The 14,548-nt window shown below is 46.5% G+C and carries 15 protein-coding genes; 7 read left to right on the top strand and 8 right to left on the bottom strand.

The annotated features are described in order from the left end of the window. Positions 1-44 precede the first annotated feature (44 nt). From LO777_RS10070 to LO777_RS10050, 6 genes are all read left to right on the top strand, one after another. Complete coding sequence (locus LO777_RS10070; RefSeq protein WP_228853790.1) at positions 45-290, top strand: hypothetical protein; 246 nt, start codon at positions 45-47, stop codon at positions 288-290. 101 nt (positions 291-391) lie between these two features. Then, positions 392-961 (top strand): hypothetical protein, encoded by a 570-nt coding sequence (locus tag LO777_RS10065; RefSeq protein WP_228853789.1) that lies wholly within the window; start codon positions 392-394, stop codon positions 959-961. Positions 962-1,065: 104 nt separating this feature from the next. After that, positions 1,066-2,511: a DDE-type integrase/transposase/recombinase gene (locus LO777_RS10060; protein ID WP_228853788.1), complete on the top strand. Its 1,446-nt coding sequence runs from the start codon at positions 1,066-1,068 to the stop codon at positions 2,509-2,511. Continuing rightward, entirely contained in the window at positions 2,504-3,334 is an 831-nt protein-coding gene (locus LO777_RS10055) for an ExeA family protein (protein WP_228853787.1), read from the top strand. Before LO777_RS10060 ends, LO777_RS10055 begins: the two co-directional genes overlap by 8 nt. Positions 3,335-4,131: 797 nt before the next feature. Then, positions 4,132-4,284 (top strand): transposase, encoded by a 153-nt coding sequence (locus LO777_RS21040; protein WP_407929135.1) that lies wholly within the window; start codon positions 4,132-4,134, stop codon positions 4,282-4,284. Between the two features lie 500 nt (positions 4,285-4,784). Beyond that, the gene (locus LO777_RS10050) at positions 4,785-5,552 is read left to right on the top strand and encodes an FkbM family methyltransferase (RefSeq protein WP_228853786.1); all 768 of its coding nucleotides are present in this window, start codon (positions 4,785-4,787) and stop codon (positions 5,550-5,552) included. Between the two features lie 324 nt (positions 5,553-5,876). On the opposite strand, the gene LO777_RS10045 is transcribed toward LO777_RS10050, so the two are convergent. Genes LO777_RS10045 through LO777_RS10035 form a run of 3 tightly spaced genes read right to left on the bottom strand, consistent with a single transcriptional unit; the run spans position 5,877 to position 8,463 of the window. Further along, positions 5,877-6,521: an RluA family pseudouridine synthase gene (locus LO777_RS10045; RefSeq protein WP_228853785.1), complete on the bottom strand. Its 645-nt coding sequence runs from the start codon at positions 6,519-6,521 to the stop codon at positions 5,877-5,879. Continuing rightward, the gene (locus LO777_RS10040; protein WP_228853784.1) at positions 6,512-7,690 is read right to left on the bottom strand and encodes an aminotransferase-like domain-containing protein; all 1,179 of its coding nucleotides are present in this window, start codon (positions 7,688-7,690) and stop codon (positions 6,512-6,514) included. The genes LO777_RS10045 and LO777_RS10040 overlap by 10 nt, the downstream gene beginning before the upstream one ends. Positions 7,691-7,692: 2 nt before the next feature. After that, positions 7,693-8,463, bottom strand: a complete 771-nt coding sequence (locus tag LO777_RS10035; protein WP_228853783.1) for a hypothetical protein — start codon at positions 8,461-8,463, stop codon at positions 7,693-7,695. A gap of 233 nt (positions 8,464-8,696) precedes the next feature. On the opposite strand from LO777_RS10035, the gene LO777_RS10030 reads away from it, so the two are divergent. Next, a complete protein-coding gene (locus LO777_RS10030) occupies positions 8,697-9,683 on the top strand; it encodes a serine/threonine protein kinase (protein WP_228853782.1) in 987 nt (328 codons plus the stop codon). A 1-nt stretch (position 9,684) separates the two neighbouring features. Here the strand turns inward: LO777_RS10030 and LO777_RS10025 are convergent, their stop codons facing one another. The 5 genes from LO777_RS10025 to hutI all read right to left on the bottom strand — a co-directional run bounded on the left by LO777_RS10025 (position 9,685) and on the right by hutI (position 14,547). Continuing rightward, complete coding sequence (locus LO777_RS10025) at positions 9,685-10,584, bottom strand: DUF4438 domain-containing protein (RefSeq protein ID WP_228853781.1); 900 nt, start codon at positions 10,582-10,584, stop codon at positions 9,685-9,687. A 51-nt stretch (positions 10,585-10,635) separates the two neighbouring features. Continuing rightward, on the bottom strand, positions 10,636-10,812 hold the full coding sequence (locus tag LO777_RS20065; protein WP_329955737.1) for an ATP-binding protein: 177 nt from the start codon (positions 10,810-10,812) through the stop codon (positions 10,636-10,638). Further along, a complete protein-coding gene (locus tag LO777_RS10020) occupies positions 10,776-11,756 on the bottom strand; it encodes an ATP-binding response regulator (protein WP_268907419.1) in 981 nt (326 codons plus the stop codon). Before LO777_RS10020 ends, LO777_RS20065 begins: the two co-directional genes overlap by 37 nt. Before the next feature lie 68 nt (positions 11,757-11,824). After that, positions 11,825-13,441, bottom strand: coding sequence for a glutamate formimidoyltransferase (gene ftcD, locus LO777_RS10015; protein ID WP_228853780.1), 1,617 nt, complete (start codon positions 13,439-13,441; stop codon positions 11,825-11,827). After that, a complete protein-coding gene (gene hutI, locus LO777_RS10010; RefSeq protein WP_228857363.1) occupies positions 13,438-14,547 on the bottom strand; it encodes an imidazolonepropionase in 1,110 nt (369 codons plus the stop codon). The genes ftcD and hutI overlap by 4 nt, the downstream gene beginning before the upstream one ends. Position 14,548: the final 1 nt, after the last annotated feature.

Here is a 14,548-nt window from a genome sequence, read left to right as displayed (position 1 = left end):
TGTTTCGTGAGCGGGTAAAAGAAGACAAGCTGAAAGAATAATCAATGATGCAGCATATTGCCTGTTTTTTCCAGAAAAACCAATTAAAATTAAAAAGTGTCTTGAGCTACAGCAGAAAAAACACATCACCCTTTACTGATAAAAGTGCGCAACGGGATGGTTCCAACCGTCAAAGCGGAAAAACTATTCGTTATATTGAAGGAAATGCCATCAGTGATCGTGAAAATCAACCCATCAAATATAGAGATCATTCACAATTGAGAGTGGCCAAAATAAATGATGGAAAATAGAGTTAAAATGTGCAAGATAAGTGATGGAAAGGTAAGGAACCCCCTCACGTATCGCGCAAATACCCCGAGAGGGTTCCTGCCTAAAACACTAAGGCAGGAAAATGATACCAGAATTACTTCAAAGCACCAACCTTTTTAAGCTTCTTCACCATATAGACATAGATTTGGCTGATCAGCAGCATAAAGCCGGTTGTCCCTATTGTGGTAGCCCTCAGCATTATTCCAATTACCAACGTCAGCCACGCGGTGGGCCTGATCTTCCTGAAGAGTACTCTGTACGGTTCAGTCTCTGTTGCAGTAAAGAGAATTGTCGTCGTAGAACCTTACCGAAATCGACTCTATTCATGGATCGGCGGGTGTATTTCAGAGTAGTTATATTGATTGTAACCACACTAAACCAAAGCAAACCACAGGAATACAGTAAAAACATGGTGTCAAAAATGCTTGGAGCAGACAGGAAAACAATCAGCAAGTGGTTGACGTATTTTCGTGAGATTTTCCCTAAAAGTCAACTCTGGCAAACAATACGTGGTTCTATTCATCCTGCTGTTACAAATCACACTTTGCCTGGATCTTTGGTGGGTCATTATCTCGAAACCAAAAAATCCTCCTCAAACGCAATTCTCAATTGTCTCGTACTGCTGGCGACAGGAACAGTGATGGAGCAGTAACTCCCCGCAAAAGTTGGGGACTTCTTCTTTTGTCCTCTCCCTGTAAATTGGTTTTTGTCCAAAAACGAGCAGACTATGCTCAAAAACCAGACAGGAGCCATATCATGAACAAGAATAGCGAGTCCCGCCTGCATTCCTGGGCACAACTCCGTTTTTCCATCATAGGAGGACTGCTTGCCAGTCCTCCCGAGCCGGGAGAACTTGGCAGAAAACTTAAAATACTTGCGAGCCGACGGTATCAGCACCCATGCAAAGATGGGTTTGTTACCTTTGGTGCTTCCACCATTGAGCGTTGGTACTACAAAGCGTTGAACGGTAACGATCCTGTGGGAGATATGGAACGAAAACCCCGTTCAGATCTCGGGAAGAAAACAGCTCTTTCTGCGCAGATGCTGATCGAACTCGGGAAACAGTATTGCAGCTTTCCCCATTGGAGTTATCGGCTCCATACAGACAATCTTCTGGCATTAATTGAAGAAAAGCCAGAGCTGAGTAAACCTCCATCTTATGCCAGTGTTCGCCGACGCATGAAAGAAAGAGGGTGGTACAAGAAGCGGTCACCCCGTAACAAAACCAAAGGACAATACAAGGCAGAAGAACATCTTGAACAGATGGAAGTAAGAAGTTACGAGGCGTCCCATGTCCACGGACTTTGGCATCTGGATTTCCATAAGGGCAAACTACGGGTAGCTGATAGTAACGGAGAATGGCATACTCCGATAGCACTCTGCATACTTGATGACTGTTCCCGATTATGTTGCCATATCCAGTGGTATTATCAGGAAACAGCGGAAGTGTTGCATCATGGTATGTTGCAGGCCTTTATGAAACGGGGATTACCCCGCAGTTTAATGACGGATAATGGTGCGGCAATGATCGCCCGCGAAACAACAAATGGCCTACTGGGCTTGAGCATAAAACACGACCGGACATTGCCGTATAGTCCTTATCAAAATGGCAAACAGGAATCCTTCTGGGGACAGTTGGAAGGACGGCTGATGTCCATGCTGTCACGGGTAGAACCCTTGACGCTTGAGACGTTGAATTATGCCACACAGGCCTGGTCGGAGATGGAGTATAACCGAAAACGCCACCAGGAGATCAACTGTTCCCCTGTGGAGAAAATGCTGGCGGGACCAGATGGTGCACGCCCTGCTCCTGAGCGTGAAAAGATGGTTTTTTCTTTTACTGTTCAGGAAAATCGTGCCCAGCGAAAAAGTGACTCTACTTTACAGATCAAAGGTGTTCGATTTGAAGTTCCATCCAGGTTCCGCCACTTTGACCGACTATATGTACGATATCAAAGCTGGAATCTTTGCCACGCCTGGCTGGTAGACGAGAGAGATTCAACTTTGCTTGCGAAAATTTACCCTCAGGACAAGATCAAAAACAGTGACGGATTGCGAAGAACACTGGCTCCTCTTGTGGCCTTGCCTGAAGCTGATATCGACACAGACCCCTATCCACCGCTATTGCGTAAATTACTGGCTGATTATGCAGCCACCGGACTCCCTCCTGCCTTTATTCCAATGGAGGCAGACCATGAATAATAAGCGTCTTCTTGCACTGTTCGGTCTGAAATGGAATCCGTTTCTTCCCAACATCCCAGTACACTCTTTATGGCCGGCACCGGGAATAGATACCTTCCTCTTTCAAATTGAAAATCTGGTCATGGATGGCGGATTCGCACTCATGGCCGGAGAACCCGGGCTTGGTAAATCAAAAAATCTTCAATATCTTTCCCATAAACTTGAACGGTTGGAAAACGTCGTGGTTGGTGTTATGGAAAGACCTCAATCAAGTATTGCAGACTTTTACCGTGAGATGGGGGATCTCTTTGGTGTCAATCTTACCCCATCCAACAGATACGGTGGATTTAAAGCTCTCCGGGAAAGGTGGCGACAGCATATTACATCAACTTTGTTCAGACCAATACTCCTGATTGACGAGGCTCAGGAAATGGTGACCTGTAACCTCAATGAATTGCGGTTGATGGGGAGTGCTCAGTTTGATTCAGAATGTTTACTAACTGTTATTCTTTGCGGGGATCTCACTCTTCCTGAACGTTTTCGGAGCAATAATCTTCTTGCTCTGGGTAGTCGTATCAGGTTTAGAAGAATACTTTCACCATATGACAAAAAAGAACTGAGAAATTATCTGGAGTATTGTCTGAAACAAGCCGGAGCACCTCAGTTAATGACAAAACCACTTATGTCGGCACTTGTGGAACATAGTGCCGGCAATTTGAGACTGCTCAATGTCATGGCAGCAGAACTGCTTACCACCGCAGCGCAACGTGAGCTTACTCAGCTTGATGAACAACTCTTTCTGGAAATGTATTCCCCCACACCACAAAAAAAAAGATCACGTTAAATTAACAAAAGTCACTCCTGCTTTTGGCAGGTACAAAGGTCTGGCGAAACGGAGGCGGGCTCTGCTGAGGAGCAACCCGCCAAGGGATAGCCAGATGGGAGCGACGGATTAGAAAAAACCGTCCGGGGAGTCTTCGGGCTCCCCACCTTTTTTTCTAAGCCCGAGCTTCCCCCATGCCTTAAAAAACCTACGAACCAGAGGCGCAGCCGAGGGGTTGTATATCTACTACGGCACCAAACATCAAATAACTCGAAAAACGTTCCATCATTAATCGTGCTTCGGCTCATAATCAGTAAGTATAGCTAACATCTATATGGTCTACGTTTGTCATAAAAAACTACCTCGCCAGATCGAAAGAACGAAATAATCCAGATCAGTGATCTTTTTTAGCAGATTGTTTTGACAAACGTTACGTACGCTGCTGCTTTTGTCTTCTGTTACTCCAGTCTCCCTGCTGCTTAACTTACTGCGATTTGGTCGCCATCCCGAACCAAAATAAGACATCTTACCATTCTCGGGCTGACTGTAATCATAACCGTCCGGGTTTAGAGAAGTGGTGCCAATATTTTCACCAAAGGACACCATTCAGTCCGGTTTCAGACACCCCGCGGTCATCCTGTACCCCCTGTAAACTGAAATCGAAACGCCGCCGCTATCCCTCGATAGAACCAAAACACGACAGGTCGCCTATTTTACATAATGTATGGACAAGAAAAAGAGAAACAATCATGCCGAGAAGATGAAAAGAAAGATCGATTCTGCCGCTGGCAGAGCCATCTATTCCATGCGCTTAGGCAATCGGTGAACCACCATTTGCCCATATCCGCTCAATAATTGGCCTGGACAGATTTACCCTGAGATCCAAAAAGAAGGTAAACATCCAATGGAACCTGTTTTGTATAATCCATAACCTGAAAAAGGTGCATGCATATGGAACAGGTTTCGTGTAAATTGTCAGGAAACAGTGTCCGGGAATATAAACGGAAGAGAAATCAAGCAATAATATCGATTTTTGATGATATTTCGGAAATAACCATTCCGGTTTTTTGTTCTATTCCGGTAAAAAAATGATATTTTTTTTTAATTTATAGCCTGTGAAAATTGCAGTATTTTAGATGGTTTTTCTACAGGCTCGTTCAAGTTGCAGAAAAAGTAAATTTGCCTCTTGTACTGCTTGATTTTACAATGATAATTGTGGGGGGAGTGTTATAATATATCCTATAGACACCTTAACTTTAACAATAAGTGATATATGTTGCTGATATCACTGTAAAATACAAAATAAGGTCGTTTTGGAGGCTTAAACGGTATATGCTTATATGTAGGTGAAATAACAGAATTATATTTACTAGCATTAATTTGATAAAATCAAAAAACAGCAGATGCTTGCAATACCGGGATACTTATCCTACAGACTCGTTAGGCTTCAAAAGCGGATTCAAAAGGTAGTATGAATATTCTAAGAACAATCGTTGAACGACTTAGCAGAGGAAAAGTAATTAAGCGGAGGATAACCGTAGATGGAAAGTCTGTCCCCCTTCTTGTATCACCCGATGCTCAGTTAAAGTACTTGAAATTCGGGTCTGGTGTCTTCGATCAAGACCTCATCAATATTGCTGAAAAATATTTAATTGAAAATAGTAACGTATGGGATGTCGGTGCAAATGTTGGTGTATTCACTTTTGCTGCTTCATCCGTTGCTAATAAGGGCACGGTGGTATCTATTGAAGCGGATATATGGTTAGCCAATATTCTAAGAAAAACCGCTATGTTTAAGGAATACTCCAATAACACTATCAGTGTCTTACCCGTTGCAATTTCAAATGATAATTCGGTTGCTTCCTTTATGGTGGCGGCAAGAGGGCGTGCAAGTAATGCACTAGAAGAGGCGGGTGGGCGGTCACAGATGGGAGGTGTTAGAGAAAAACAGTATGTTCCTACCCTCACGCTGGATACTTTATTAAATACATTTCCGCCACCTGACTTTATAAAAATAGATGTTGAAGGGGCTGAACATATGGTGCTACAGGGAGCAACAAACATAATAAATAATATTCGCCCAAAATTCTATGTTGAAGTTGGAAGCGACGTGTCACGCCAAATTCTACATTTATTTCATTCCGCAGGTTATTTTGCGTTTGATCCTTTAGATAACAAATTGACAGATAATTGTGCTCCCAATACGTTCTTTATCCCAAAGGAGGATGAAAAAGCCTAATCGGGATAGAACTCCCCATTGCTGAAGAGCCCTCCCACACCCCCCCCCGCATACGGATCACGTACCAGGGCGGTTCGGCTGATCAGGAAATCAGTATCCCGGAAAACAGAGTCCCCTGTCGGTGAAAAATCTCTCCGGCATAGCAATGGCAACCCACTTGATTTTGCTCATCTGGAAGTACTTTTTGCGAGCATTCCCGCAGAGCATGGCATTATTACGAGAACCTGTTTTCGACAGTCATAGGCAAAACTGGGCTGTACAGTATTAACTTAAATAGACTTGGTAGTGGTTTAAAAATGGGGGGCCACTTCAAAGCGCCCTGAATTAAAAAGGTGGAAGGCATGTAAATTGCATGTTTCTCTGAAGGGAGGGATGGCTGAATTCTAAAAAAACAGCATGGAGAAACATTCGATCACCATCGTTTCCTGAACCGTAGAGATAATCACCAACAATAGGAATGCCAAGTCCCCTTGGATGGGCGGCATGGAGGCGGAGCTGGTGGGTTCGACCCGTCAGGGGAGTGAATTCCACCCTGGTTCTCTTGATTGGTTCGGCACCCAGGTTTTTCCACAATGTTATACCGGTTTTTCCATTCAGAGGATCATAGACCTGTTTCGGTCTGTTATTCGGATCGAGACGGAAGGAAAGGGATATTTTGCCTTCTTTTCCGGGAAGAATTCCATCCAGTATTGCCTGGTATCGTTTTGTGACCAGGCGGTTCTCAAATTGTTTTGACAGATTGGTGTGGGCGGCTTTTGTCATGGCTAAAACCATAAGGCCGGATGTATGCAAATCCAGCCTGTGAACTGCCGGTTGACCAATCATGTCCGGAAAAATCTCTTGAAGCCGTGTTACAACGCAGTCCTGTCTGTCGACTCCCCTGCCGGGGACGGAGAGGAGGCCGCCGGGTTTGTTGACCACAACAATATCATCATCGTTGTAAAGTATGTTTTTTTCTATCACATGCATTGGGTGATTGTTGCGCCTAATCGTTTAATTCCTGTTCGGATCATTTCTTCGTTGGTGGAAACAAAGCTTAACCGCAGGCAGTTGGAATCTTTTCTGTCTATATAAAACGGATCACCTGGAACAAAGGCAACACCGTTTTTAATTGCTGTGTGAAAGAGTTCCATCGCCTTCATATCCCCTGGGAGTGTCACCCAGAGGAACATGCCGCCTTCAGGGTCAGTTACCGTGACTTTCGGAGGGAAAAATTCCCTGATACTCTCTTCCATGGCAATTTTCTGGCTACCATATGTTTGCACGATTTTCTCAATATGTGTATCCACATCGTTATCGATCAGGAACTGGTGGATAATTGCCTGGGTAAAATGGCTGGTATGCAGGTCTGTTGCTTGCTTTGCGGTGATCAGTTTTTCCATGACAGGGGGTGGGGCAACAATCCAGCCCAGACGGAATCCTGGTACAATGGTTTTGGAAAAGGAGCCGAGCAGGATTGTGTTTTCAGGAATCAGGGATAGAAAAGATGGTTTGGGTTCTCCGCTGAATCGCAGTTCTCCGTACGGGTCATCCTCAATGAGGAAAGTAGTGGTTTTTTCTATTGTTGCAGCAAGTTGTATTCTGTTTTCAGTCGAGTAGGTGATACCGGAAGGGTTCTGGAAATTGGGAACCGTGTAGATCAGTCTGGTTTCATGAGAATCCAGTGAATGTTGAAGTGCTTCTCTGTCCATGCCCTCATCAGAAACCGGTACAGAAAGAAAACGGGGGCTGTATATGGAAAAAGCCTGTATTGCTCCGAGGTATCCAGGTTCTTCAATAACGAGTCCATCCCCGCTGCTGATCATGATTTTTCCCAGGAGATCAAGGCCCTGCTGGGAGCCACTGGTGATCAGGATATTTTCAACGGGAACATACAGATTGTTCCTGCTGCGGTACCTCGCGGAAATATATTCTCTCAGTTTTACGTATCCTTCCGTAGTGGCATATTGAAAGACAGTGCTGCCACCGCAGGTAAAGAGCTTTTCTGTAGCCGTTTGCAGTTGTTCAAGGGGGAAGAGGTCACTGTTGGGCAGTCCTCCCGCAAAGGAGATGATGCCGGGTTTGAGAGTTACTTTGAGGATTTCCCTGATAAATGAGCGGGGAATATTGTTCATACGGTCAGCAAATATATTTTTCATTTTCATTTTTTTATCGGCTCAGTCAGTGTGTTGAGCCCGCAGAGCAGAAAGCCGAGGATCGGCTCGCATTTTGAGCTGCAGGATGAATAAAAATGGCCATGGTGCCTGCTGTTGGATTTATTTTCCTTTCCCCAGAAAAATTCTGCAATACCCAGTGGTTTTATGTGGAGTGCAGCTGCCTGGTTGAGCAGTTTCGGAGCACAGCAGTCACCGGTTCCGGTGGGAATCCCGCCCGGCCCGACAAAGGCCTCATGCAGGGAGACTGTTTCGCCGTGAAAATTGGTCAAACGGTAAAGGGTATGAATTTTTTCCATCAACAGGCGCGATCGTTTTCTGCGTTCCCGTTTAATGGTATGCCACCTGGCACAATGACGAGTCTCTTTGGCGAGTTCCTTCCCCAATGTCTTGATTCTTTTTTCCTCGGGATAGTTGATTTTTTGAAATTCACTTATTTCAAAAAGAGGCGGTGCCCATCCGGGGACATGCCATAATCCGTTAAATTGTCCGGAAAAGGCATAAAGCCGGACTGTTTTTCCGTTTCGTCGGACTCCCTCCAGAACGCCGAACATCTTCCCTCGCGATTTACCAAAAAGATCGTCGGTTATCAGGAGATGCCTGTGTCTGGGGATGGCTTGAAACAGTTCTATGGTTTGGTGCTTTTCCAGTTTCTCCATGAGGCTGTAACATGCGGTAACAGCACGTGAACTCTCCAGTCGGTGAACTGTACCACACCGTTTGCAAAACCCAGAACTCTCTGTTGCAGAGAAAATCATTTTTCACCTCAATCCTGCACTTCGGTGCTCTTGATGCCTCGCATCTCCGATAAACCTGCCAATTGCAGGATTGAGGTTACAGCTTTTCAAATTCATTTCTCAAATACCATGCGTTTTTTTCTGAACTGGACTACAACTGAGTGCAACAGTATCTTGATTTCGGGAAAATCACCTACCTCGTCAGATACTTACGGGTTATAAAAACTACAATACAAAACATACGGAAGAAAGAAATGAAAAAAATGGTCTTTGAAGATCTTGGCCCGGATCGGGTTCTCACCCTTGTGGAGAAAAGTCTGGGAATTCGGTGCACAAATCTTTTTCGTCCGTTGAACAGCTATATCAACAGGGTCTTTGAACTGGAGCAGGAGGATGGGAGCGGGCTGATTGTTAAATTTTACCGGCCCGGCCGCTGGACAAAAGCCGCTATCCTGGATGAACATAAGTTTCTTTTTGATCTGGCGGCACAGGAGATTCCAGTGATTTCTCCTCTTGTTTTCCAGGATGGAACCACGCTTTCAGATTTTCAGTCATTTTACTATGCCGTGTTTCCAAAATGCGGTGGCCGAAGTTTTGATGAATACGATGATGAACAGTGGTTGCAGCTGGGAAGACTTCTTGGAAGGGTACACAGTGTCGGGGCAACGGGACAGGCGATTCACCGGATTCAGATGGGGCCGGAGCATTCCACCAGGACGCATCTTGAATATCTTTTGCTGGCGGATTGTGTCCCTGCTGATCTTAAACCCCGGCTCCGGGAGTCCGTTGAACGGATTATCAATAAAATATCCCCGCTTTTCAGCGAGATAGAGAATATTCGTATCCATGGGGACTGTCATTTTTCCAATATGATTTATCGTCCGGGTGAATCATTTTATATTATTGATTTTGATGATATGGTTATGGGGCCACCTGTGCAGGATATCTGGATGCTGCTTCCCGGAGAGGTTGATGAATCCTTTGTTGAGATTGATTTCTTCCTTGAGGGGTATGAGACATTCCGTCCCTTTGACAGGCGGACACTGCAGTTGATTGAGCCCCTGCGTGCCATGCGTTTTGTCCACTATATGGCCTGGTGTGCTCACCAGGTGGAAGAGGAGGGAGCTACCCGGGCCATTGACGGGTTCGGTTCCCGGGAATATTGGCAGCAGGAGATTGATGATCTGCAAGATCAGCTTGTACGGATAGACGATGGAAAAAACAGAGGCGGAAATTGTTAAATCAGTCCTTTTTCCCGACGTTTCGCATTCTGCCGATTTTCAGTATATCGGCAATATTTGCCTCGGGATCAATTACCGGTACGATTTGACTGCTGCTGCCGGTAAACAGGGTTGTAACCCCCGGACCATGCCCGGCCCGCAGGCAGTCACTGTGCACTACAATGCCGATTGAAACACTGTTTTTTCTGTACGCTCTGCCAAAACTGTTATCATGGTCAAGGAGAGCGACAAAATCTCCGAAGCGGATCCTGTCAAGTTTGTATGCGGCTACAGTCTGCCGATCACTTGTCATGATATCGTAGTCTCCCGATGCAACATGGGGGGAGCCCACACCGGAACCCATGCAGGTGGCTGGAACCAGGGTAGTGACGGGAATATAAAGCTTTGAATCCTTTTCCACAATGTTCATTTTTCCCGGCAGCTCCGGATCGAGATTGTACAGTCTTATTTTCGGATAATCAGTCAATTGCAGTCCCTGTCCCCTTGTTCGAACCATGATCGTATCGTCATAGCTCATTTTTTCCATGGCTTCCACGGGAAAATCGATCATGATATGTTCGGATCCTCCGTGTTTCCCGGTAACTACTCCTTCTGCACCTTCAGCTTTACCGGAGAGGATAGTTGCCCTGTTACCGATGCAACTGTATATCTGTAATGAATCATTTGGAAAATCATTTCGTTTTTCCGCGTTGGCCGTACAGCTCGCTCCAGGTTCGATATGGTCTCCCGCTAGGCCGAAAGCGGAATCTCCTACCAGGACATTAAGTGTAATGCCACCGATGGATGGCAGGATGAAGGGAACGCCACCATGGTCCACCTGGAAAGTTCCACGGGTTCTTGGTGGGCCCGGCTTACACTGCATCAGCATTTCCACTGTTTTTTCGGAATTTGTTTTCAGCATGGGATAAGGTCGTGCTTTTGAGTTCGTGAGTGTTTGATGGTATTGGTTTTATTATGCAGCCTGCATCCGGACAGTGAAAAAAAATGTTGTGCCGATTTCCGGAGTACTTTCCAGCCAGATTCTGCCGTTCATCATACTGACCAGTTTTGCGCAGATGGCCAGGCCCAGGCCGGCACCCTCATGTTTTCTGTTCATATAGTCTTCAGCCTGGGTGAACGGTTCGAAAATATCATTTTGCAGTTCGGGGGAATACCGTTGCCCTGGTCAGTCACAGAAAAGAGCAGGTCGATGGTATCATCCGGCAGTTTTTTTTCTTTCCGGACTTTTATTGAAATTATTCCGAGGTCGGTTGCTTTTATGGAGTTATCAATCAGGTTGGACAGGATTCGGGCCAAAACCAGCTGGTCACCGAAGAGCATAGTGTCCATGAGATCAGGAGGGATTTCAAGATCCAGTCTCAATCCTTTGTCGGTAGCGCCAGGTTTTATCGTGACAAAAAGTTCCTCGAAGAGATCAACCAGGTAGAAATGGGAGGGTTTGAAATCATTTTCCCCGGCTTCGATGGTGGAAAAATCGAGAATCTGGTTGATCAGCTTCATCAGTCTGTCTGCAGACTGACCAACCATATTGACATATTTTCTTTCCGGTGGCGGGATGTTGGAATGGGCAAGCAGATCAGTGAAACCGAGTATGCCGTTCATTGGTGTACGCAGCTCGTGACTCATGGCACAGAGAAAAGCGGTTTTGGCCTTGCTGCCGGCTTCAGCTTTTTCCTTGGCCTTTTTCAGTTCACGAACCAGGTGTCTCTCACGGAAAACACGATCCAACTTGGCTGCAAATTCATCTTTTCTAAACGGTTTTTCGATAAAGTCAGAAGCACCTTCACGAATGACATCAATATACGAATAGAGTTTACTGTATCCTGTCATTACAATGACATTGGTATCCGGATAATGTTTTCGTATCTGCTGCAGAAGCTCCATTCCGTCCATCTCAGGCATTGCCATATCGGTAATGACAATACTGACGGGTTCGGTTTCCATCTGTTTCAGTGCGTCTTTTCCATTTTCGGCACTTATGCAACGAATGTTCTGCAGGCCCGCATACCGCTCAACAAGGTCACGGTGTAGTTGGTCATCGTCAACAATCAGTATTAGATCATCACTGTCCATGGGAGTTCCTGAACGAGTTGCAGCTGATTAATCCTCCTGTAAAATAACTTCTGTACTAGCTGAATAGACTATATTTTTTCCAGTTCCGCAATAATTTCCGCACATTTTTGATGTGCCCGCTGCATGAGCTGTTCGGCCTCTTTCAGGATTGTTCTGCGATAAACATCATCTTCTATATCCACCATATTGATCAGGACATTCTGGTAGGCTCCCCAGATGCCGGTTTCAAGAGCCTTTGCCCCCACCTGTGTGTCTGATTTTGAGGCGGGATTTCCATGGCGTGCGATCTCGATCAGGCTGTCCCAAGCTTTATTGCCCAGGCGCATGGTGGTGAGAGGGACATTGATGGCTGTTTTCAGGCCGGCCTGCATTTTTTTAAAGCGGGCCTGTTTCTCTTCTTCACTGTTCCGGGGCATTCTCATTCCTTCAACATATTCGTTGAAGGCTGACGTATCCGCATCGATCATGGGAATGAGTTCCCTGGTGAGTTCGTGCAGGCCGGGTATGACCTTCATCATATGGGGCTGAACATCTTCAAAACGTCGTACTCCGTATGTCAATTTGGCAACCATCGCTCCCAGGCCGACTCCCACCGCGGCAATGGCTGCCGAGGCTGAGCCGCCGCCGGGTGCGGAGGAGCGCGAACCTATTTCCTCGATAAAATCTCTGACGCTGAGGCTTGCCAGTGGTTCGTCGGGTTTCTCGGCTACAATATATTCAATGATTCTCTTTTCCGGGATAAAAGGTGAAATGGAATTCAATCCCAGTCGCTCCACAGCCAGTCTGATCTTCTGGTCTTCTTCATAGATGAAGAGCTGTTCCTTCTCTATAAAGTAATCGGCGGCCATTAAAAGGGATTCCAGGGGAACGATGCCTACAATTTCCGAACCGGTAACGGCTACCCTCAGCAGTTTTGCTTCGTGCTTTACCTCTTCATAGAGGAGGTGGATGGGGGTAACCCGGTAATCATTGAGGTTGACTGTCACCTGGGCCACATTATATTCATTTACGAACCAGCCCATTCCCTTGACTTCCCTGAGTCGTCCCGGCTCGTTTTCTCCACGGCCGGCTTCGCGCAGGTTAAGAGCGATGCGGTGCGCCTGGTTTGGCGTTCCGAGAATATTGACGTTGTAGGCGATGAGAAACATGCGGGCTCCGGTGGCGGTGGCTCCCCATTCGGGTACGAATTCCAGAGGGCCGTAATCTGGTTTCCACCTGGGATCTGTCAGTCGCTCTGGCAATCCCTCGTATTCCCCTTCACGAATATCCGGGAGTTTACGCCGATATTCTTCTTTTGCGCTTGCCTCATAGAGGTAGAAGGGGACATGGAGTTCCTCTGCAGCTGCCATGGCAAATTTTTCCGCAATTTCAGCACACTCTTCCATGGAAACACCCTTTACCGGTATAAAGGGGCACACATCCATGGCACCGAACCGGGGATGTTCCCCTTTGTGGTTGCGCATATCTATTTTTTCCCTGGCAACGCGAGCTGCGGCGAGGGCGCCTTCAATTATACTTTCCGGGTCACCTACAAAAGTATAGACTGTTCTGTTGGTGGACTGGCCGGGATCGACATCCAGGAGTGTGCAGCCCGGAGTCTGTCTGATTGCCTCGGCGATGGCTTCAATGGTCTCACTGTCCCTTCCTTCCGAAAAATTGGGGACGCATTCAACTATTTTTTTCATTTTCTTATCACCTTTTCTCCTGAAATATAGACTTCTTCCACGGGAGATACACCGCCATGGTAGGCAAGGATCGCCGGGGATTGCCCGTCCAGCAGCAAGAAATCCGCTCGTTTCCCGCGATCAAGACTGCCTGCCATCCCTGCCCTGTCAATGGCATAGGCACTGTTCAGTGTAGCAGCAGTGAGGGCTTCAGCCGGACTCATATCCATATTCATAATAGCCAGGCCGATAATAAAGGGCATTGATTCCGTATAACTGGAGCCTGGGTTGCAGTCTGTTGCCAGAGCAACAGGCAGATTGGCTTCAATCATGGCGCGCGCCCTGGCGTATGGTTTTTTCAGGCTGTAGGCTGTTCCCGGAAGCAGGGTGGCAATAGTACCGGCTGCACTCATTTTCTTTATATTTTCATCACTTACTGCGAGCAGATGGTCAGCGGAAAGCGCGCCAAGATCCGCTGCAAGACCGCCTCCTCCAAGATCATGTACTTCGTCCGCATGGATCTTTATACCCATACCGAATTTTTGGGCCGCCTGCAGCAGCCGTCTGGACTGCTCAACGGAAAAGACACCTTTTTCACAGAATATATCGCACTGTTCAGCAAGATTGTTGTCTGTAACGAGGGGCAGCATTTCATCGATAATAAGATCAATATAATCATCCGGCTTTTTCCTGAATTTTCCTGGGACAGCATGGGCTCCCAGGAAGGTCGGCACTATCTCAAGTGGAAGGTCCCGGCCGAGTTTTCTGATGACCCGCAGCATTTTCAGCTCATTTTCAGTGTCTAGCCCATAGCCGCTTTTGATCTCCATGGTTGTTGTGCCGTGGCTGATAGCGGAGAGAACATGACCTCTACTGTAGGAATACAGACTCTCTTCATCTGTTTCGGCAACCGCTTTGACGGAGGAGAGAATCCCTCCGCCCTGTTTGAGAATCTCCAGGTAGGGTGTCCCGGCAAGGCGCAGTTCAAATTCTGATTCCCGTCTCCGGGCGAAGCAGATATGGGTATGTGGATCCACAAAGCCGGGAATCATGCAGCGTCCATTACAGTCGATTTCCCGATCGGGGGAGTTTTTCATTCTGCTCTGAACATCTGTTTTTGAGCCAATA

The organism is Desulfomarina profundi, from assembly GCF_019703855.1.
GTDB classification, from domain to species: domain Bacteria; phylum Desulfobacterota; class Desulfobulbia; order Desulfobulbales; family Desulfocapsaceae; genus Desulfomarina; species Desulfomarina profundi.
Note: the sequence above shows the minus strand (reverse complement) of the source record. Positions and strands in the feature narration are given on the sequence as shown.